We start from the raw sequence: 18,399 nt of genomic DNA, 5'->3' as shown, positions 1-18,399 counted from the left end.
GACTAGATGCCTTGTATGGCAGATCTGTTCGACACCGTCGGTCCGGCCCCCGCACCGGCCGGGGAGGCCGCGGCACCCCGACCCGGCCCACTCGCCGATCGGTTGCGCCCCGCCGCGCTGACGGAGGTGATCGGGCAGGGGCATCTGCTCGGCCCGGAAGGTGCGCTGACGGTCATGCTCCGGGGGCCGTTGCCGAGCCTTATCCTCTGGGGGCCGCCCGGTGTGGGCAAGACGACGATCGCCCGCCTGCTGGCCGACCGGACCGGGCTGCATTTCGTCCAGATCAGCGCGATCTTCACCGGTGTCGCCGATCTGCGGAAGGTGTTCGAGACGGCGCGGAACCGCCGCGCGAACGGGACGGGGACGCTCCTCTTCGTCGACGAGATCCATCGCTTCAACAAGGCGCAGCAGGACAGTTTCCTGCCGCATATGGAGGACGGGACGATCACGCTCGTCGGGGCGACGACCGAAAATCCCTCCTTCGAACTGAACGCCGCCGTAATGAGCCGCGCGCAGGTGCTCACGCTCGAGCGCCTGAGCCTGCGCGATATGGAGCTCTTGACCCAGCGGGCCGAGGCGGAGCTGGGGGCGAAGCTGCCGCTTGACGGCGATGCGCGCGAGGCCCTGCAGGAGATGGCCGACGGCGACGGGCGCGCGCTTCTCAATCTCGTGGAGCAGGTCGCGGCCTGGACGGTCGACGGCCCGGTCGATCGGGCCACGCTCTCGGCGCGGCTGCAACGGCGCGCGGCGCAATACGACAAGTCGGGCGACAGCCACTACAACCTGATCTCCGCGCTGCACAAGTCGGTGCGCGGCAGCGACCCGGATGCGGCGCTCTATTGGCTCGGGCGGATGCTCAAGGGGGGCGAGGATCCGCGCTATCTCATGCGGCGCATCACCCGGATGGCCGTCGAGGACATCGGCCTCGCGGACCCGCAGGCGCAGGCCTTCTGCCTTCAGGCCTGGGAGACCTACGAGCGCCTCGGCAGCCCCGAGGGCGATCAGTCCCTCGGCAATGCGGTGGTCTACCTGGCGCTCGCGCCGAAATCGAACGCGGGCTACGTGGCCTTCAAGGCGGCGGTGAAGCAGGCGGGCGAAACCGGGTCAGAGCCGCCGCCGAAGCACATCCTGAACGCGCCGACCCGGATGATGAAGGAGCAAGGCTACGGTGCCGGCTACCAGTACGATCACGACCAGACCGACGGCTTTTCGGGACAGAATTACTTCCCGGACGGCATGAAGCGGCCCGTCTACTACGTTCCCGTAGACCGGGGCTTCGAGCGGGAGCTCGGGCGGCGCGTCGACTGGCTGGTGGAGCAGCGGGCGAAGCGGGGCAAGACGTGACGGTGCGGACGACCCGGCAATGATCTCATCCCTGATCTCGGTCGCGCTCGGAGGCGCTCTCGGTGCGAGCCTGCGCTTTCTCGTCGGCACGGCCCTCCTGCGCGAGGGCTTTCCGGTCGCCATCCTGACGGTGAATGTGCTCGGCAGTTTCCTGATGGGGCTCGCGGTCGTGTTGACGTTGCGTGCGGACCTCCCCCATTGGCAGCCTTTTCTGCTGACGGGCGTGCTGGGCGGGTTTACCACGTTTTCGGCGTTCTCGCTCGAGACGCTCGATTTGATCCAGCGCAATGAACCGGTGCAGGCGATCCTGTATGTTTCGCTTTCGGTCGGGCTGTCGCTTCTGGCGATTGCCGCGGGACTTGCGCTTGCAAGGAGCTTTTGATGAGTGGCGTTCAGACGATTACCGTGGCGACCGGCGAGGGCGCACAGCGACTGGATCGCTGGCTGAAACGCCGCTTTCCGCAGTTGACCCAGGGCAACGTCGAGAAGGCCTGCCGCAAGGGAGAGATCCGGGTCGACGGTGGCCGCGTGAAGGCGAACACCCGCGTCGAAGAGGGCCAGCAGGTCCGCGTGCCGCCGCTGCCCGAAGGGCGGGCTCCGGCCGCGCCCCGGCGCGAGAAGGTCGCGCGGGCGGACGCCGAGATGATCCGCGCCTGCGTGATCTACCGCGACGATCACATCCTCGCGCTCAACAAGCCGTCGGGGCTCGCCAGCCAGGGTGGCTCGGGCCAGACGCGGCACGTCGACGGGCTGGGCGATGCGCTGCGATTCGACAGCGACGAGCAGCCCCGCCTCGTCCATCGTCTCGACAAGGACACCTCGGGTATCATGCTCATGGCGCGCAATCGGTTGACTGCGGCGCAGCTCTCGGAGGCGTTCCGCGATCACGAGACGCGCAAGATCTACTGGGCGGCCGTTGCCGGCACCCCGAGCCCGCGCATGGGCACCATCCGCTACGGCCTCGTGAAGGCCGGGGGCGGGGGGGATGGCGGCGAGAAGATGCGCTGCATCCATCCCGACGAGGTGGAAGAGGTGAAGGGCGCGAAACGGGCGACTTCGGACTACGCGGTGCTCGACACGCTGGGCTCGCGCGGGGCCTGGGTCGCGCTGGTGCCGGTGACCGGGCGGACGCATCAGCTGCGTGCCCACATGGCCGAAATCGGGCATCCGATCGTGGGCGACGGAAAATACGGTGGATCCGGGCAGGAAAACATGGGCGACGGCTGGGGCGCGAGCTTTGGCGGCGAGGTCAGCCGCAAGCTCCACCTCCATGCCCGATCGCTCAGCCTGACGCATCCGATCACGGGGGCGCGGCTCAACCTGACGGCTCCCCTGCCGGAGCATATGGAACGGACCTGGAAGATGATGGGCTGGGACGGCCTCGACGTGCCCGTCGACCCCTTCGCGGAGCACGACGATGACTGATTCACTCATACTCTTCGACGTCGACGGCACCCTCGTCGACGGGGCGGCGCAGATCTGCGGTGCCATGCGCTTCGCGTTCCTGTCGGCCGGCGCGCCGGAGCCGGACCCGGCCTCCATCATCGCCATGATCGGCCTGTCGCTCCCGATGATGGTCGAGGTGCTGACCCCCGGCGGCGACGAGGAACTGCGCGCGAAGATCATCGCGAGCTACCGTCTCCGGTTTTTCAACATGCTCGACAGCGAAGAGGAGCCGCCGATCTTTCCGGGCGCGGAGACGGCACTTCGACAGTTGCATCGCGCGGGTATCACGCTCGGCCTTGCGACGGGCAAGTCGCGGCGCGGGGTCGAACATGTGCTCGAGGCCATGGATTGGCATGCCTATTTCGCCACCGTGCAACTCGCCGACGACAACCCGTCCAAACCCGACCCGACGATGATCCACCGGGCGCTCTCCGAGACGGGGGTAAGCCCCGAGAACGCGGCTCTCGTAGGGGACACTGTCTTCGACATGCAGATGGCGCAGGCGGCCGGCGTCCGTCCGATCGGCGTCGACTGGGGGTATCAACCCGCCGCGCGGCTCTACGCCGCCGGGGCTGAGCGTGTCTTCTCGGACTTCGAAGCGCTTGCGGACTATATGATCGAGACGAAGCGATGACGGAATGGAAAGCGAAGCGGTTCTGGACCGGAGCCTCGGTCGAGCCGGGGGAGGCCGGGTTCTCGGTCGCGCTCGACGGACGTCCGGTGCGCACGCCGCTGAAGACGCTCGTGGCCATGCCGTCCCGCGCGCTGGCCGAAGGCGTCGCCGCCGAATGGGACGCACAGGCCGAAATGATCGACCCGACGTCCATGCCGCTCATGCGCGCGGTCAACGCGACGCTCGACAAGGTCGTGCCGCAACGCGCGGAGGTGGCGGCGAACCTGGCCGAATACGGCGGCACGGACCTTCTGTGCTACCGCGCGGCGGGGCCGGAGGCGCTTGTCGCGCGGCAGGAGGCGGCCTGGGATCCGATGCTCGACTGGGCCGATGCGACGTTGGGCGCGCGGCTCGATACGACGCAGGGTGTCATGCATGTCACGCAGCCCGCGAACGCGATCGAGGCGTTGCGCGCCCGGGTCGATGCGATGACGGCCTGGGAACTGACGGCGCTGTCGGAGTTCGTGACGCTCTCGGGCAGCCTGATTCTGGGCCTCGCGGCGATGGAGGGGCACGATCCCGAAGCGCTTTGGCCGCTGAGCAGGATGGACGAGACCTGGCAGGCCGAGCAATGGGGCGAGGACGCCGAGGAGGCCGCACGCATCGCCCTGAAGCAGGCCGCCTTCGCACAGGCCCATCGCTATTTGACACTTCTGCGCGCTGGCTGAGGAGCATTCCGCCCAAGCGGCGCGCATCCGGCCCCCTTTCCGCGATGAAAGCGCAGGCAGATGCCCGGTTTGGCGGCATCGTCCCTTGACCTTCGGAAACTCATCAAGTCTCCTCCCGGTCAGTGAGGGGGGTCCACATCCTCACACCAAAACCAACCGCGCCGATCAACGGGGCGGTGCCGTCCGCCCGCTGAAGGGGTCGGGCGGTTCATCAGGAAGAGGTAACTCAATGAAGAATTCCGTACTTCTCGGCACGCTGGCTTTCGCCGGTCTGGCCGCCGCCGGCGCATCCGCCGCGACGCTGGACGACGTCAAGGCCCGCGGCTCGCTGAACTGCGGCGTGACCACCGGCGTTCCGGGCTTTGCAGAGCCCGACGCGAACGGCGTGTGGCAGGGCTTCGACGTGGCCGTGTGCCGTGCCGTCGCCGCCGCCGTCCTGGGTGATCCGGAGGCCGTGACCTTCGTTCCCACCACCGGCAAGACGCGCTTCACCGCGCTCGCCTCGGGCGAGATCGACATGCTGGCCCGGAACACGACCTGGACCTTCTCGCGCGACACGGACCTCAAGTTCGATTTCGTCGGCGTCAACTACTACGACGGTCAGGGCTTCATGGTGCCTGCCGACCTCGGCGTCTCCTCGGCGACCGAGCTCGACGGCGCGACGGTCTGCATCCAGACCGGCACCACGACCGAGCTGAACCTCGCGGACTTCTTCCGCGTGAACGGCATGTCCTACGAGCCCGTCCCGATCGAGACCGGCGCCGAGGCCGTCCAGCAGTATCTGGCCGGTGCCTGCGACGTCTACACGACTGACCGTTCGGCCCTGGCCGCGCAGCGTGCGGGCTTCGAGGCTCCCGACGACAGCGTCATCCTGCCCGAAGTCGTCTCGAAAGAGCCGCTCGGCCCGCTCGTCCGTCACGGCGACAGCGAATGGGCGGACATCGTCCGCTGGACGCTGAACGCCATGATCTCGGCCGAAGAGCTTGGCGTGACCAAGGACAACGTCGAGGAAATGGCCGCATCCCCGGGCGACAACCCCGAGATCAACCGCCTGCTCGGCACCGAGGGTGAGCTCGGCGCGATGATCGGCCTCGACGCCACCTGGGCGAAGAACGCCATCGCTGCCGTCGGCAACTACGGCGAGGTGTTCGACACCAACATCGGCGAGTCGACCGCGATCGGCCTCGCCCGCGGCCTGAACGCACAGTACACCGACGGTGGCCTGATCTACTCGCCGCCCTTCCGCTAAGGGTCGGCACCGGAGGGCGCGGAGCGATCCGCGCCCTTCTTCCATCCGGCATACAATAATTCTCTGGGAAGAGGGCGGGGCGACGAACGACCCCGCGGATGAGAGGCTGAACGGCCCGCGTCCGGGAAACCAGGGGAACACGGGGAAAACAGAATGACCACGATGACAGACCCGCCGCAGGCGGATGGCTTTCGCATCGGGCAGCTGATCAACGACACACGCTATCGCAGCTATACCTTCCAGTTCATCGCGCTCCTTGCACTGATCTTCAGCTTCGGCTGGCTCATCAACAATGCGATCAACAATCCGGTACTGCAGGAAGTCGGAATCAACTTCGGATTCCTGCAGGATCAGGCCGGCTACGACATCGGCCAGCGGCCGATCGAGTACAACAGCCAGTCGTCGCACCTGCGCGCGTCCATCGTGGGTGCGATCAACACGCTGATCGTGGCCTTCCTCGCCTGCGCGACAGCTACGGTCTTCGGCGTGATCGCCGGTGTCCTCCGGCTCTCGAACAACTGGATCATCCGGAAGCTCATGTCGATCTACGTCGAGATCTTCCGCAACATCCCCGTCCTGATCTGGATCATCATCATCTTCACGGTCGCGGCCAACGTCCTGCCGCAACCCCGCGAATATCGCGGCGAGGATGCAGCCTATTCGCCCCTCTTCGGGGTCGTCGCGGCGACAAACCGGGGCGTTTACATTCCACGACCCTATTTCACCGAGGGCATCGGCGCACAGGAGCCCGCGGCCGTCGAAGTCGACGGGGTATCGACACTCGTCGCGCAGGAGGTCACGTCATCGGCCAACTGGCTGATCGTGTTCGGCGTCCTTCTGGCATCCTTCGCAATCGCCAAGGGAATCTCCGTCTGGGCGTCGCGCCAGCAGCTGACCACCGGTATCAGGCCGAAAACCTGGTACTTCACGGCTGCCGCCTGGATCGTGCCCATCGCCGTGACGCTCTGGATCCTCGGCCTGCGATGGGAGATACCGACCCTCCAGGGCTTCAACTTCCGGGGCGGGATCGTCCTTCAGAACCCGCTGCTCGCGCTCTGGTTCGCGCTCTCGATCTACACCGGGGCCTTCATCGCCGAGAACGTGCGCGCCGGCATCCTGGCCGTCTCCAAGGGCCAGACCGAAGCGGCCGCCGCACTGGGCCTGCGCCCGCGCCGGATCATGTCGCTCGTCGTGCTGCCGCAGGCGCTCCGGGTCATCATCCCGCCGCTCATCTCGCAGTATCTCAACATCACCAAGAACACCTCGCTTGCCATTGCCGTGGGCTACATGGACCTCACGGGCACGCTCGGGGGCATCACGCTCAACCAGACGGGCCGCGCGCTCGAGTGCATCCTGCTCCTGATGGCGTTCTACCTGACCTTCAGCCTCGCCATCTCGGCGATCATGAACGTCTACAACAACTCCGTGAAGTTGAAGGAGCGCTGACATGAGTGACGCACACGCACATTCCGTCGCCTTCGTCCGCGACTCCGAGATCCCGCCCGCGCCCCCGCCCGCGGCCGAGACGGGGGTGGTCAAATGGATGCGGGAGAACCTCTTCTCGGGCGTCGTAAACACGATCATGACCGTTATCGGCGTCTTCATCATCTTCTACCTGCTGTCGGGTCTGATCCCCTGGATCGTCAACGGCACCTGGGAGGGCGCGTCGATCCGGGATTGCCGCGAAGTGCTGCAGGGCAACGGCGGCGGCTGCTTCGCCGTCCTCCGCGAGCGCTGGGCGCAGCTCCTCTTCGGGTTCCAGTACCCGAGCGAGCTCTACTGGCGGCCGACGCTCGCCTTTGCGCTGCTCTTCCTGGCGGTGCCGCCGGTGCTCTTCTTCAAGCTGCCGCGCTGGATGCTCGTCTTCACGGCGCTCTATCCCTTCGTGGCCTTCTGGCTGATCTGGGGGGGCACGGCCATCACGCCGATCTTCCTGCTCCTCGCCTTCGTCGCGGCCTTCTTCGCCTTCAAGGAGGGCGAGAAGCGCTTCGGTTTCGTCGCGGGGCTCGCCATCGGGCTCGTCGCCTTCGCGATCGTCGCCTTCATCGGGGACTTCGTCGCTTCGGAAGAGCCCGGCTGGCTGCGGATCACCAGTGTGCCGTCGCGCGAGATGGGGGGCTTCATGCTCAACATGATCCTCGGCCTCGTCTGCGTGTCGCTCTCGATCCCGATCGGCATCGTGCTGGCGCTCGGCCGGCAGTCGCGCCTGCCGATCGTCAAGGGCTTCTGCGTGGTGTTCATCGAGTTCGTGCGGGGCGTGCCGCTCATCACGCTTCTCTTCGTGGCGAACGTGGTACTGGCCTACTTCCTGCCGCCGGGCACGAACTTCGACCTGATCGTGCGGGTGATCATCATGATCACCATGTTCTCCTCGGCCTATATCGCCGAGGTGATCCGGGGCGGCCTCGCCGCGCTGCCCAAGGGGCAGTACGAGGCGGCGGACAGCCTTGGCCTCGACTACCCGCAGGCGATGCGGCTCATCATCCTGCCGCAGGCGCTCAAGATCTCGATCCCGGGCATCGTGAACGTGGCCGTAGGCCTCTTCAAGGATACCACGCTGGTCTCGGTCATCTCGATGTTCGACCTCGTGGGCATGATCCGGGGCCCGATCCTGTCGTCGACCGCCTGGGTCGGCGTCTACTGGGAGCTCTGGGCCGCGGCCTGCGTGCTCTTCTTCGTCGTCTGCTACGGCATTTCGCAATATTCGCAATGGCTCGAGCGCCAGCTGCGAACCGACCATCGTTGAGGGGGCCTGACCCATGGCTATGACCGATACCAACCCGGGTGGAATGACCGTCTCCGACGAGGTCGCCATCGAGATCCGCAACATGAACAAGTGGTACGGCCAGTTCCACGTGTTGCGCGACATCGACCTGACGGTTCAGCGCGGCGAGCGCATCGTCATCTGCGGGCCCTCGGGCTCGGGGAAATCGACGCTGATCCGCTGCATCAACGCGCTCGAGGAGCACCAGCAGGGCTCCATCGTCGTGGACGGGGTGCCGCTGTCGTCGGATCTCAAGAACATCGACAAGATCCGGTCCGAGGTCGGCATGTGCTTCCAGCACTTCAACCTCTTCCCGCATCTGACGATCCTCGAGAACTGCACGCTGGCCCCGATCTGGGTGCGCAAGACGCCGAAGAAGGAAGCCGAGGAAACGGCGATGTACTTCCTCGAGAAGGTCAAGATCCCGGATCAGGCGAACAAGTACCCCGGCCAGCTCTCGGGCGGTCAGCAGCAGCGGGTGGCCATCGCGCGCTCGCTCTGCATGAAACCGCGGATCATGCTCTTCGACGAGCCGACCTCGGCGCTCGACCCCGAGATGATCAAGGAGGTGCTGGATACGATGATCCAGCTCGCCGAGGAGGGGATGACCATGCTCTGCGTGACCCACGAGATGGGCTTTGCCCGTCAGGTCGCGAACCGCGTGATCTTCATGGACGCGGGCCAGATCGTGGAGCAGAACGCGCCGGAGCCGTTCTTCACCAGCCCTCAGAACGACCGCACCAAGCTATTCCTGAGCCAGATTCTCGGGCATTGATCGTCGGACTGCCCCGGTCTCGGGGCAGTTTTTCCATCTCGAACGCCGGGGCCGTGCCTCGGCGTTTTTGCGTATCGACCCGCGTGCCGTCGCCACCACGGTGGAGGCGTCTATACGAAGGCGCGCGCGCCGCGGTGCGTGTCGGGTTGGCTTCGCCGCTCAGGCGCAGACCCGCAGGGTGTCCTGAGGAACGACGAGGCGCGGACCGCGGGGCAGGCGCAGGGTGAAGGTCGTCTCGCCGTCGCCCGAGATCACCTCTATGTCGCCGCTGTGGCGGTCGGCGATCTGCTTGGAGATGAAGAGACCGAGACCGAGGCCGTTCTGGCTGCTGCCGGGTTCGGCGCGTTTGAAGGGCTCGAAGAGCAGGGCCTTCACCGCCGGGGGGATCTGACCGCCGCGGTTCGTCACAGCGATCGAGAGGTCGGCACCGATGTCCCGTGCGTGGATGCGCACGGTTCCACCCGGCTCGCCGTGGAAGACGGCATTGGCAAGAAGGTTCGAGATGACCTGCGCGATGCGATCGGGATCACAGGTGACCGGATCGGCGAAGGCATAGATCTCCTCGAACGTCGTTTCGGGGTGCGCCAGTCGAAGCTCGGCGACCGTATGGGCGAGGACGTGGCGCAGGGCGACGCCCTGTTGGGTCTCGATCCCGATGTCGCCGCCGAGACGGGCGCGGGCGAAGTCGAGCACGTCGTCGATGAGACGGCACATGCGCTGCAACGCCTCTTCCGCCGTGCCGAGGACGATGTGCCCCCGGTCGCTCAGCTCCTCCCGGTCACGCAGGAACTCCATCGCGCAGGCGGCCCCGGCCAGCGGATTGCGCAGGTCATGCCCGAGGATCGAGATAAACTGCTCCCGTAACTGCGCTTCGGCTGCCTGCCGGGCGCGAACGGATTCGTCCTCTTTCGCGCGGGTCACGTCGCGGGCGGAGCAATAATAGACGCCGTCGCAGGGAACGGCGTTCCAGGACAGCCAGCGGTAGCTTCCGTCCTTGTGGCGATAACGGTTCTCGAAGCCGAGGATTGGGCGGCCGCATTGAATGTCGACGAAGGCCTTGGCCGTCTTGGCGATGTCGTCGGGATGGACGAAATCGAAGAAAAGCCGACTTTCGATGTCGTCCGGCATACGCCCGAGCGTTTCGAGCCACGCGGGGTTCGTGCGCTTGAAGATGCCGTCAGCGTCGGTGACGGCGAGCAGGTCGGGCGTGATGCGCCAGACCAGGCTTTCGGGATCGAGGTTTTCGAGCATGACAATACCCAAAGGTTTGCAGGACGCGTGGGTTCTCCCGCTCTGGTCCGACGGGTTCTCCGCCACGTCGTCACATTGCCGCCCCAGGTCTTAAGAACGGATTAAGACCCGGGGCGTGATTGTGGCAACCCCATGGCAAAGTATTGAATATTTTCAGAAATTTATAACGATCGGGGCTAACGACCCACGCCCATCAGAGCGGCGGCCCGATCCTCGCGGCTGAGGACACGTGGCGCGCGGGCGGGCGTGCCATCCTCCTCGAAGAAGGGCGTGTCGCGCCATTCCCCGCTGAGGTTCTTGGCGGCCATCCTGGTCACCATGCGGCCGACCATGCGCCCGAGCCCGCGGTTCTTCACTTTGCCGCCGGGCGCTGGGATATAGGCCTCTGCCACTGGTTCGCCCACGGCGTCCGGAGTTTCGAGCCGGTCCGTATTGAGACCGACATGTACGAGCCGCGCCTTCAGCGGGGTATAGAACAGCGGCGTGTCGCAGCAGGTCGCGAACCAGCGCAGCGCCCCCTTCGGCGTGTGGCGGAAGACCCGCAGGTGCTCGCCGCCTTCGGTGATGCGGATACGGTCCTGCGTCGTCTGCAGGATGCCGACCTTCTCCGGGTCGGCGAGGCCGAGGTGAGTATAGGCCGAGCGACAGTCGCGGCAGTGGCAGACGATGTGGGTGTAGGCGGCGGGCGAGACGTCGCGCACCTCGCCGCGCAGGCGGCCGCAGGTGCAGGCGAAGCCGAGGGTCTCGCCCTCCGCCGCCATCAGATCGCGACCTTGCCGTCCCCGATCGGTGCATCGGGCGTGCCGGTCGCGACGCTGCGCAGACGCGGCTTCGCCTTACCCTTGCGTGGGTGCCGACCGGTGTTCGCGTCGATGAAGTCGAGCACGAGAGGCCGGATATTCCGCCGCCAGCTGCCGCCGGCGAAGATGCCGTAATGGCCCGCGTCTGGCTCGATGTAGTTGGCCTTCATCCGGTCCGGCAGTCCGGTCAGAAGGTCGTGGGCCGCGACGCATTGGCCGGGGGCGGATATGTCGTCCTTGCCGCCCTCGACCGTCTTGACGGCCACGTCGGTTATCTTGCCGATGTCGACGTGGTGGCCTTTCACGGTGAAGCGGTTCTGGGCGATCTCTAGGCCTTTGAAGATGCGCTCGACGGTCGAGAGGTAGAACTCGGCCGGCATGTCCATGACCGAGAGGTACTCGTCGTAGAACTTGTTGTGCTTGTCGTGGTCGGAGGCGGTGCCCTGCGCGACGGCGAGGACCTGGTTCCACATCGCGGTGCCGTGCTTCTCGGCATTCATCGACATGAAGGAGGTCAGCTGGAGAAGCCCTGGATAGACCATGCGGCCGACGCCCTCGTACATGAAGCCCACGCGCTGGAGCATCGATTGCTCAAGCTGACCCATGGTGACGCGGCGGCCGAAGTCGGTGACGTCGGTGGCGGCGGCGTCGGGGTCGATCGGCCCGCCGATCAGCGTGAGCGTGGCGGGCTGGGCCTCGGGCTCCTGCTCGGCCAGAAGGGCGGTCGCGGCCAGCGTCAGGGGCGCGGGTTGGCAGACGGCGATGACGTTGATGTCGGGCCCGAGCTCCCTCATGAAATCGACGAGGTAGAGGGTATAGTCTTCGATGTCGAACTTGCCTTCGGAGACGGGAATGTCGCGCGCATTGTGCCAGTCGGTGACCCAGACGTCGGCGTCGGGCAGGAGCGAGACGACCGTGCTGCGCAGCAGCGTGGCGTAGTGCCCGGACATCGGCGCGACGAGAAGGATTCGCCGCTCCATCGGCGCACGGCCCTGCACGCCGAAGTGGATCAGATCGCCGAAGGGGCGTTCGACCACGGTCTCGATCTCGACGATATGGTCACGCTGATCGTCACCCGGGACGGGCGCGATGTTCCAGTCGGGCTTCACGTTCATGCGCGCGAAACTGCGCTCGGTCACCTCGCCCCAGGCGGAAAGCATCTTGAAACCCGGGTGCGGAGCCATCGCCGTCGCGGGGAAGCTGCCAAGCGTGCGTGCTGTCGCGCCGAGCCAAGCGTTCGCGTTCCGCGCGGTTTCCATCATGTCGTAGGCAAGCATGAAGCGCATTTGCGGAACTCCCGTATGGCGGTCAGGGGGTTGGCCGTGGCATCCCCTGTGAAACATGGCCCGTTCGGTGTAAAAACGGGGTAAACTGACTTAGCAGTTGCAGCATTGCGACGGGAAGGCAAGAAATGTCGAAGGACGATCACGGGAACGGGTCGGATCGTGTCGATACGGAAACGAACCACGCGGCGCTCGAGCGGCTGAACGCCAACCTTGCGCGGATGGACGAGTTGACGAAGCGCCTTGTCGCGGCGCTCGCTTCCAAGCGCGGTGCCGATCACGGGCTCCAGGGGCCGGGGCCGGAACTCTATGCCAAGGCCATGGCCGCCTATTGGGCCGAGATGGCGGCGAACCCCGGCAAGATGATCGAGCGGCAGGTCGGCTACTGGGGTCAGGCGCTCAAGCACGCGGTCGAGGCGCAGACCGCGCTCGTGCAGGGGACGCCCCACGCCGCCCCAGACAGTCAGCCCAAGGACCGCCGCTTCGCCAACCCGCTCTGGCAGGATCACCCGTACTATAACTTCCTCAAGCAACAGTACCAGATCAGCGCGACGGCGATCCGCGACACCGTCAAGGATCTCGAGGGGCTCGATCGCGCCGACAAGCGCCGGGTGGAGTTCTTCAGCCAGCAGATCGTCGACCTCTTCGCGCCGACGAATTTCCTGGCGACGAACCCCGAAGCCATGCAGCGCGCGGTCGAGACCGAGGGCGAGAGCCTCGTGAAGGGGCTCGAGAACCTCGTGCGCGATATCGAGGCGAACCACGGCGACTGGCTCGTGACGCTCTCGGACCCGGAGGCCTTTCAGGTGGGCGGCAATATCGCCACGACCGAGGGCAGCGTCGTCTTTCGCAACCGGATGTTCGAACTGATCCAATACGCACCCACGACCGAGAAGGTTCATCAGGTGCCGCTCGTGCTCTTCCCGCCCTGGATCAACAAGTTCTACATCCTGGACCTCAAGGAGAAAAACTCGCTCATCAAGTGGATCGTCGACCAGGGCTACACGCTCTTTGTCGTGAGCTGGGTCAACCCGGACGGGGACTACGCCGAGACCACCTTCGAGGACTACGTCGACGAGGGCTTCCTGACCGCGATCGACGTCGCCAAGGAGATCACCGGTCAGAAGCAAGTCAACGCTATCGGCTACTGCATCGCCGGCACGACGCTCTCGGCCACGCTCGCGCTGATGTCGCGGCGCGGCGATACGTCGATCCGCTCGGCCACGTTCTTCACCACGCTCGCGGATTTCGAGGATCCGGGCGAAATGGGTGTCTTCCTAGACGACGATTTCATCGACGGGATCGAGCGCGAGGGGAAGGCGAAGGGCTACCTCGACAAGTTCTTCATGGGGCGGACCTTCAGCTATCTGCGCTCGAACGATCTGGTCTACGGCCCGGCGATCAAATCCTACATGCTGGGGGAGGCCCCGCCGGCCTTCGACCTGCTCTACTGGAACGGCGACGGCACGAACCTTCCCGGGCCGATGGTGACGCAGTACCTCCGCAAGCTCTGCGTCGGCAACGAGCTGGCCGAGGGGCGCTTCAGCCTTCTTGGCGAAGATGATCTGGCCCTCTCCGACGTGACCGTGCCGCTCTGCGACATCGCCTGCGAGACCGACCACATCGCCCATTGGCGCGGGGCCTGGCAGACGGCGCGCAAGTTCGGATCCGACGACAAGACCTTCATCCTCTCGCAGTCGGGGCACATCGCCGGAATCGTGAACCCGCCGTCGAAGGGCAAGTACGGCCACTACGTGAACGACGCCGACGACGCCGAGACGGCCGAAGCCTGGCTCGAGGCGGCCGATTTCCACGAGGGGTCCTGGTGGCCGCGCTGGGAGGCCTGGCTCGGCAAGCGGTCGGGCCGCAAGATCAATGCGCGCACACCTGGCGGTAAGGATCACCCCGTACTCGCGCCGGCACCGGGCACCTACGTGCTTCCGAAACCCGCCGACGCGGCCTGATCCGGGCGAGGCAAGTCGGGTTTCTCTTACTTCGGGCGCGCCATCGCTCCGGCTAAGCTGACGTTACGTTAGTTTTGTACCAAGGAGATCACGATGAGCACTGCACACCGAACCACTCCGCATGGCATGATGTCGGGAACGGCGATGGCCATGAAGGTCGCCTGCGACGGAGAGCCCCAGGGCAGCCAGTCCATGGGCGCGCGCCCCGTCGCCCAAATCGGCAGCGCCGACGCGCACCATGTCGCCGCACAACGCAGTTTCGGCCGGCTGTTCGACCGGCAGGAAGACCAGCCAGACGCGGCCGCGATGTCCGAGCTGGCCGCGCGCATGGCCGAGGGGCCGGATGACCCGACCGACGGCCCGGCGGACGCCGGTACCGCCTTCTTCGGGCAGTTCATCGACCACGACCTGACGCTCGACGCGACCACGGCCCTCGGACAGGCGGCCGGCCGGGTGGACGTTATCGAGAACTTCCGGACCCCGCGGTTCGACCTCGACTCGGTCTACGGCTCCGGGCCCGAGGTCGATCCCTGGCTCTACGGGCAGGGGGACGAGGGCATGGGGCTCGCCTTCGGGCGCGGCTGGGCCGCCGGCACGCAGGGCAACCCGCTCGACCTGCAACGCAACTGCAATGACCGTGCCCTGATCGGCGATCCGCGCAACGACGAGAACCTCTTCATCAGTCAAGTCCACGGCCGGCAGTTCGTCGCCCGCCACAATACCCTGCTGGCAGCCGAGGAGGGCACGGCCGAACACCGGTTCGAGGCCGCGCGCGAGGCGCTGACCCACGAGTACCAGCGCCGTGTGCTCCACGAGTTTCTGCCGGCGGTGGTCGACCAGTCGGTGCTCGACCCGCTCGTGCAAGGTGCCATGGCCGGCGCGCTGCCGGGGCCGATCGCCTGGGAGTGCGCGCCCGACATGCCGGTCGAATTCGCGGCCGCGGCCTTCCGCTTCGGGCACTCGATGATCCGGCAGAGCTACGCCCTCAACGACGATCACCCCGAGGAGGAGATCTTCTCGCCGGTGAACGCGGGGTTCTCGCCGGTGGCGCGGGCGCACAACCTCGATCTCGACCGCTTCTTCGGGGCGCAGGCGCAGCGGTCGCGGCCGATCAACACCAGGATCGCGGCCGACCTGATCGCGCTGCCGACGAACGTCGTGCCGCGGATGCCCGGCCTGTCGGAGGCGGAGGACGCAAAGCTGCGCAACCTGGCCGATCGCAACATGCAGCGGGGGCAGCACACCTTCAACCTGCCGACGGGCGAGGTACTGGCGGCGCTGATGGGCGTCGACGTGCTCGATCCGCACCCCGACGTGGAGGCGCTCGGCCTGACCGGGAAGACGCCGCTCTGGTTCTACATCCTCTGGGAGGCCGAGAACGCGGGCGGCCGACTCGGGGCCGTGGGCGGCACGCTCGTGGCCGGGACGATCCTGAACCTGATGCTGCGTGACAGCGACTCGATCCTGCATACGGGCGAGGCAGAGCAGGTCGCGGCCTAGAGGCGACACGCTCGAACGCCATGAAAACAAGCGTTCCCGCCATGCGGGAGCGCTTTTCATTTACGCAAGGACAGTTTTTTCTGCGTGAGCGCGATTTTTCATGCTGCAGTGCAGAAAATACCTTGATTTGCCGCAGTGCAGCATGTATTTGGGGATCAGCCGAGGCGGAACCCGGCCCGATGGTCGGGCGGACCTCTCGACACGAAACACATGAGGAGCTGAACCATGGCGACCAAGACGCAAGACTACACCAAGTACATGACCGACATGATGGGTGCCTTCCCCGTCGATACCTCGGCCATGACCGAAGCTTTCAAGACCCAGGCCGTCTTCGCCGAGAAGATGTCCAAGGTCGCGCTGCAGGCTGCCGAGCAGTCGGCCGAGATCTCGCACAAGTGGACCCGCGAGACCCTCTCGAAGATGGCCCCTGTCACGACCGTGAAGGACGAGCCCACCGACTACGCCAAGTCGATGACCGACTTCGCCTCGGCCTCGGCCGAAGTGGCCGCCGAGAACATGGCTGCCTTCGCCGAAGTCGCGAAGAAGGTCCAGATGGAGACGGTCGAGCTGATGATGGCTGCCGGCAAGGAAGCCCAGGAAGACGCCACCGCCGCCGTCAAGAAGGCGACCGCCGAAGCCACGACCGCCGCCAAGAAGGCGACGGCGAAGTAAGGCTGAGCCTACGTCGAAAGATCGGGCGGATCCTCCGGGATCCGCCCTTTTTGTTTGCGCTTTCCGAACGGGTCGCTACGCTTCTGCTGCACTGCAACAGGGGAGGTCGGGCATGACGGACGGAACGAAGCCGCTGCTGATCAAGCGCTACGCGAGCCGGCGGCTCTACAACACGGAAACGAGTGACTATGTCACGCTCGAGGACATCGCGGGCTTCATCCGCGCGGGCCGCGAGGTGCAGATCGTCGACCTGAAGTCGGGAGACGACCTGACGCGGTCCTATCTCCTGCAGATCATCGCGGAGCATGAATCGAAGGGCGACTCCGTCCTGCCGCTCGGCGTTCTGACGGACCTCGTGCGCAGCTATACCGGGGCCGCGCAATCGGTGGTACCGGATTTCCTTGCGTCGAGCTTCGAGATGCTGCGCTCCGGCCAGTCGAAGATGGTCGAGAACATGAACGCGATGAACCCGATGGCGCAGATGCCCGGCTTCAAGGCCATGCAGGAGCAGCAGGCCGCCTTCTTCAAGGCCATGACCGGCGGCTGGGCCGATGAGGCCGGCGCGTCGGAGGAGAAGTCCGCGGGCACGCCCGAGGACGACGGCAAGTCTAAGGAAGAGCTCGACGCGATCCGCAAGCAGCTGGCCGAGATGCAGGCGATGCTCTCGAAGATGAACAAGTAGGCACGGCGACCGGGGTCGCCGCGCCGGGGCGCGTCACTGCGCCGGAACGTAGCGTTCCATCAGAAGGCGGACCGGTCCACGGCTGTCGTCGATGAGCCGGAGGCCGAGCGTGTAGCGCCCCGGCAGGAGCCGCGAGGCGAGGAAGCTGTCGAGGCCCTCGGGCCCGTCGTCATTCTCGCCCACGCGCCGCCCGACCCGGTCGAAGAGCACCACCATCGGATCGAGCCCGTCGCCGATCGCCTCGGTCAGCAGCAGGCCCCCCGCCGGCAGGTCAAAGGTGAACCACGTCGTATCCCCGCTCGCCTGCACTTGCTGCAGGAGCGCGGTCTCGAGCGTGCCGAGGTCGGTCACCGGCACCTCGTCGGAGGCGGTCGGCGCGAATTCGGCGGCGTTGAGGCGACGCAGGCGGTCGGCGGCCGGATCGAAGGACTCGAGCCGCACGTCGATGGAGTTGTCCGTCCCGTTCAGGTCCTCGAGCTCGATGCAATAGGCCCCGGGGGCAAGCGCCGCGGTCATGTCGATGCGGGAGTTCAGGCCGTCGAAATCGTCGTTCTCGGCCAGGGTAGCCCCACTCTCGTCACGCAGACGGATGAGCGGATCGCCTGTCTCGCTCTCGGCCAGCACCGAGAGCGGCGCGCTCTCCAAGAGGGTGAAGCCGAGGGCCGGGGCGTCCCCGGCCGTTACCGTGGCCGAGGCTCCGAGCGTCGCGGGCGACAGACCCTCGCCGAGGCTCGCCATGCCGTCCTCGAAGCAGCCCGCGCCGCGACCGGCGGCGACGACCGGCGGTGCCACCTCGGGTGCGGCCGGGGCCTGCGGGGCAGAGGTGCCCCCGTCACCGTCGAAGGTGGAGGCCGCTCCGATCTGCACCGACACGTCGGTCACGCCACTCTCGTAGCTGCGGGCGGCGAGGCAGTAGGTGCCCGGCCCGAGCGTCGTCTGTACGCGCGCCGCGAAGTCTCCGCCAGAGTCGTCGTCGGCCGCGACCTCCGCCCCGGCAGCGTCGTAGACCGAGATATAGGGGTCGCCGGCCGGAACCGCGGCCACGTCGATGCGGACATCGGTGTCCGCCGACAGCGTGAACATCCGCACCAGATGCCCCGCGATCGGAACCTGCCCGCCGCCGTCGAAGGGTGCCGCGGCACCGGTCAGGTCCGAGCCGGCTTCATCGCCGCCGACCCATTCGCCGACGACGCTGATGCCGCCGCAGATCGGCGACTGGGCGAAGGCCGGTGTCCCGAAAGCGAGGGCAAGGGCGGTACAGGTGAGAAAACGCGTCATGAAAAACTCCCTTCCGAACGTCGCTGCGAGCCTAGGCGGCGTGCCGCCGC

Annotated in this window: 17 protein-coding genes; 13 read left to right on the top strand and 4 right to left on the bottom strand. The window is 66.4% G+C overall.

What is annotated here, in order from left to right; all coding sequences use genetic code 11:
- The first annotated feature begins 15 nt into the window (after positions 1–15).
- From HSX43_RS13395 to HSX43_RS13355, 9 genes are all read left to right on the top strand, one after another.
- A complete protein-coding gene (locus HSX43_RS13395) occupies positions 16–1,344 on the top strand; it encodes a replication-associated recombination protein A (RefSeq protein ID WP_179380646.1) in 1,329 nt (442 codons plus the stop codon).
- Between the two features lie 19 nt (positions 1,345–1,363).
- The gene (crcB, locus tag HSX43_RS13390) at positions 1,364–1,726 is read left to right on the top strand and encodes a fluoride efflux transporter CrcB (protein ID WP_179380645.1); all 363 of its coding nucleotides are present in this window, start codon (positions 1,364–1,366) and stop codon (positions 1,724–1,726) included.
- Positions 1,726–2,769, top strand: a complete 1,044-nt coding sequence (locus HSX43_RS13385; protein ID WP_179380644.1) for an RluA family pseudouridine synthase — start codon at positions 1,726–1,728, stop codon at positions 2,767–2,769. The genes crcB and HSX43_RS13385 overlap by 1 nt, the downstream gene beginning before the upstream one ends.
- A complete protein-coding gene (locus HSX43_RS13380; protein WP_179380643.1) occupies positions 2,762–3,424 on the top strand; it encodes an HAD family hydrolase in 663 nt (220 codons plus the stop codon). Before HSX43_RS13385 ends, HSX43_RS13380 begins: the two co-directional genes overlap by 8 nt.
- Positions 3,421–4,131, top strand: a complete 711-nt coding sequence (locus tag HSX43_RS13375) for an ATP12 family chaperone protein (protein WP_179380642.1) — start codon at positions 3,421–3,423, stop codon at positions 4,129–4,131. Before HSX43_RS13380 ends, HSX43_RS13375 begins: the two co-directional genes overlap by 4 nt.
- Before the next feature lie 229 nt (positions 4,132–4,360).
- A complete protein-coding gene (locus tag HSX43_RS13370) occupies positions 4,361–5,380 on the top strand; it encodes an amino acid ABC transporter substrate-binding protein (protein WP_179380641.1) in 1,020 nt (339 codons plus the stop codon).
- A 153-nt stretch (positions 5,381–5,533) separates the two neighbouring features.
- Positions 5,534–6,826, top strand: coding sequence for an amino acid ABC transporter permease (locus HSX43_RS13365; protein ID WP_179380640.1), 1,293 nt, complete (start codon positions 5,534–5,536; stop codon positions 6,824–6,826).
- Position 6,827: 1 nt separating this feature from the next.
- Entirely contained in the window at positions 6,828–8,126 is a 1,299-nt protein-coding gene (locus tag HSX43_RS13360) for an amino acid ABC transporter permease (RefSeq protein ID WP_179380639.1), read from the top strand.
- A gap of 43 nt (positions 8,127–8,169) precedes the next feature.
- Positions 8,170–8,919, top strand: a complete 750-nt coding sequence (locus HSX43_RS13355) for an amino acid ABC transporter ATP-binding protein (RefSeq protein ID WP_179380683.1) — start codon at positions 8,170–8,172, stop codon at positions 8,917–8,919.
- Between the two features lie 159 nt (positions 8,920–9,078).
- Here the strand turns inward: HSX43_RS13355 and HSX43_RS13350 are convergent, their stop codons facing one another.
- The 3 genes from HSX43_RS13350 to phaZ all read right to left on the bottom strand — a co-directional run bounded on the left by HSX43_RS13350 (position 9,079) and on the right by phaZ (position 12,256).
- Positions 9,079–10,170: a PAS domain-containing sensor histidine kinase gene (locus tag HSX43_RS13350; RefSeq protein WP_235962650.1), complete on the bottom strand. Its 1,092-nt coding sequence runs from the start codon at positions 10,168–10,170 to the stop codon at positions 9,079–9,081.
- Positions 10,171–10,346: 176 nt separating this feature from the next.
- On the bottom strand, positions 10,347–10,931 hold the full coding sequence (locus HSX43_RS13345) for a DUF6151 family protein (protein WP_179380638.1): 585 nt from the start codon (positions 10,929–10,931) through the stop codon (positions 10,347–10,349).
- Entirely contained in the window at positions 10,931–12,256 is a 1,326-nt protein-coding gene (gene phaZ, locus HSX43_RS13340; protein ID WP_179380637.1) for a polyhydroxyalkanoate depolymerase, read from the bottom strand. Before phaZ ends, HSX43_RS13345 begins: the two co-directional genes overlap by 1 nt.
- 125 nt (positions 12,257–12,381) lie before the next feature.
- On the opposite strand from phaZ, the gene HSX43_RS13335 reads away from it, so the two are divergent.
- The 4 genes from HSX43_RS13335 to phaR all read left to right on the top strand — a co-directional run bounded on the left by HSX43_RS13335 (position 12,382) and on the right by phaR (position 17,071).
- Positions 12,382–14,217, top strand: coding sequence for a PHA/PHB synthase family protein (locus HSX43_RS13335; RefSeq protein WP_179380636.1), 1,836 nt, complete (start codon positions 12,382–12,384; stop codon positions 14,215–14,217).
- A gap of 93 nt (positions 14,218–14,310) precedes the next feature.
- Positions 14,311–15,717 carry a peroxidase family protein gene (locus HSX43_RS13330; RefSeq protein ID WP_179380635.1) on the top strand — a complete coding sequence of 469 codons (1,407 nt, stop codon included), beginning with the start codon at positions 14,311–14,313 and terminating at the stop codon, positions 15,715–15,717.
- Between the two features lie 225 nt (positions 15,718–15,942).
- Complete coding sequence (locus HSX43_RS13325) at positions 15,943–16,389, top strand: Phasin (RefSeq protein ID WP_179380634.1); 447 nt, start codon at positions 15,943–15,945, stop codon at positions 16,387–16,389.
- A 112-nt stretch (positions 16,390–16,501) separates the two neighbouring features.
- Positions 16,502–17,071, top strand: coding sequence for a polyhydroxyalkanoate synthesis repressor PhaR (gene phaR, locus HSX43_RS13320; RefSeq protein WP_179380633.1), 570 nt, complete (start codon positions 16,502–16,504; stop codon positions 17,069–17,071).
- Between the two features lie 33 nt (positions 17,072–17,104).
- Here the strand turns inward: phaR and HSX43_RS13315 are convergent, their stop codons facing one another.
- On the bottom strand, positions 17,105–18,349 hold the full coding sequence (locus HSX43_RS13315; RefSeq protein ID WP_179380632.1) for an ABC transporter substrate-binding protein: 1,245 nt from the start codon (positions 18,347–18,349) through the stop codon (positions 17,105–17,107).
- Between the last annotated feature and the right edge of the window lie 50 nt (positions 18,350–18,399).

Origin of the sequence: Jannaschia marina (assembly GCF_013404595.1) — a bacterium.
Lineage (GTDB): Bacteria > Pseudomonadota > Alphaproteobacteria > Rhodobacterales > Rhodobacteraceae > Jannaschia > Jannaschia marina.
Note: the sequence above shows the minus strand (reverse complement) of the source record. Positions and strands in the feature narration are given on the sequence as shown.

Excerpts from the sequence above, each read along its gene's own strand:
- HSX43_RS13395 (WP_179380646.1), top strand. The coding sequence starts at position 16 with ATGGCAGATCTGTTCGACACCGTCGGTCCGGCCCCCGCACCGGCCGGG.
- crcB (WP_179380645.1), top strand. The coding sequence starts at position 1,364 with ATGATCTCATCCCTGATCTCGGTCGCGCTCGGAGGCGCTCTCGGTGCG.
- HSX43_RS13385 (WP_179380644.1), top strand. The coding sequence starts at position 1,726 with ATGAGTGGCGTTCAGACGATTACCGTGGCGACCGGCGAGGGCGCACAG.
- HSX43_RS13380 (WP_179380643.1), top strand. The coding sequence starts at position 2,762 with ATGACTGATTCACTCATACTCTTCGACGTCGACGGCACCCTCGTCGAC.
- HSX43_RS13375 (WP_179380642.1), top strand. The coding sequence starts at position 3,421 with ATGACGGAATGGAAAGCGAAGCGGTTCTGGACCGGAGCCTCGGTCGAG.
- HSX43_RS13370 (WP_179380641.1), top strand. The coding sequence starts at position 4,361 with ATGAAGAATTCCGTACTTCTCGGCACGCTGGCTTTCGCCGGTCTGGCC.
- HSX43_RS13365 (WP_179380640.1), top strand. The coding sequence starts at position 5,534 with ATGACCACGATGACAGACCCGCCGCAGGCGGATGGCTTTCGCATCGGG.
- HSX43_RS13360 (WP_179380639.1), top strand. The coding sequence starts at position 6,828 with ATGAGTGACGCACACGCACATTCCGTCGCCTTCGTCCGCGACTCCGAG.
- HSX43_RS13355 (WP_179380683.1), top strand. The coding sequence starts at position 8,170 with ATGACCGTCTCCGACGAGGTCGCCATCGAGATCCGCAACATGAACAAG.
- HSX43_RS13350 (WP_235962650.1), bottom strand. The coding sequence starts at position 10,170 with ATGCTCGAAAACCTCGATCCCGAAAGCCTGGTCTGGCGCATCACGCCC.
- HSX43_RS13345 (WP_179380638.1), bottom strand. The coding sequence starts at position 10,931 with ATGGCGGCGGAGGGCGAGACCCTCGGCTTCGCCTGCACCTGCGGCCGC.
- phaZ (WP_179380637.1), bottom strand. The coding sequence starts at position 12,256 with ATGCGCTTCATGCTTGCCTACGACATGATGGAAACCGCGCGGAACGCG.
- HSX43_RS13335 (WP_179380636.1), top strand. The coding sequence starts at position 12,382 with ATGTCGAAGGACGATCACGGGAACGGGTCGGATCGTGTCGATACGGAA.
- HSX43_RS13330 (WP_179380635.1), top strand. The coding sequence starts at position 14,311 with ATGAGCACTGCACACCGAACCACTCCGCATGGCATGATGTCGGGAACG.
- HSX43_RS13325 (WP_179380634.1), top strand. The coding sequence starts at position 15,943 with ATGGCGACCAAGACGCAAGACTACACCAAGTACATGACCGACATGATG.
- phaR (WP_179380633.1), top strand. The coding sequence starts at position 16,502 with ATGACGGACGGAACGAAGCCGCTGCTGATCAAGCGCTACGCGAGCCGG.
- HSX43_RS13315 (WP_179380632.1), bottom strand. The coding sequence starts at position 18,349 with ATGACGCGTTTTCTCACCTGTACCGCCCTTGCCCTCGCTTTCGGGACA.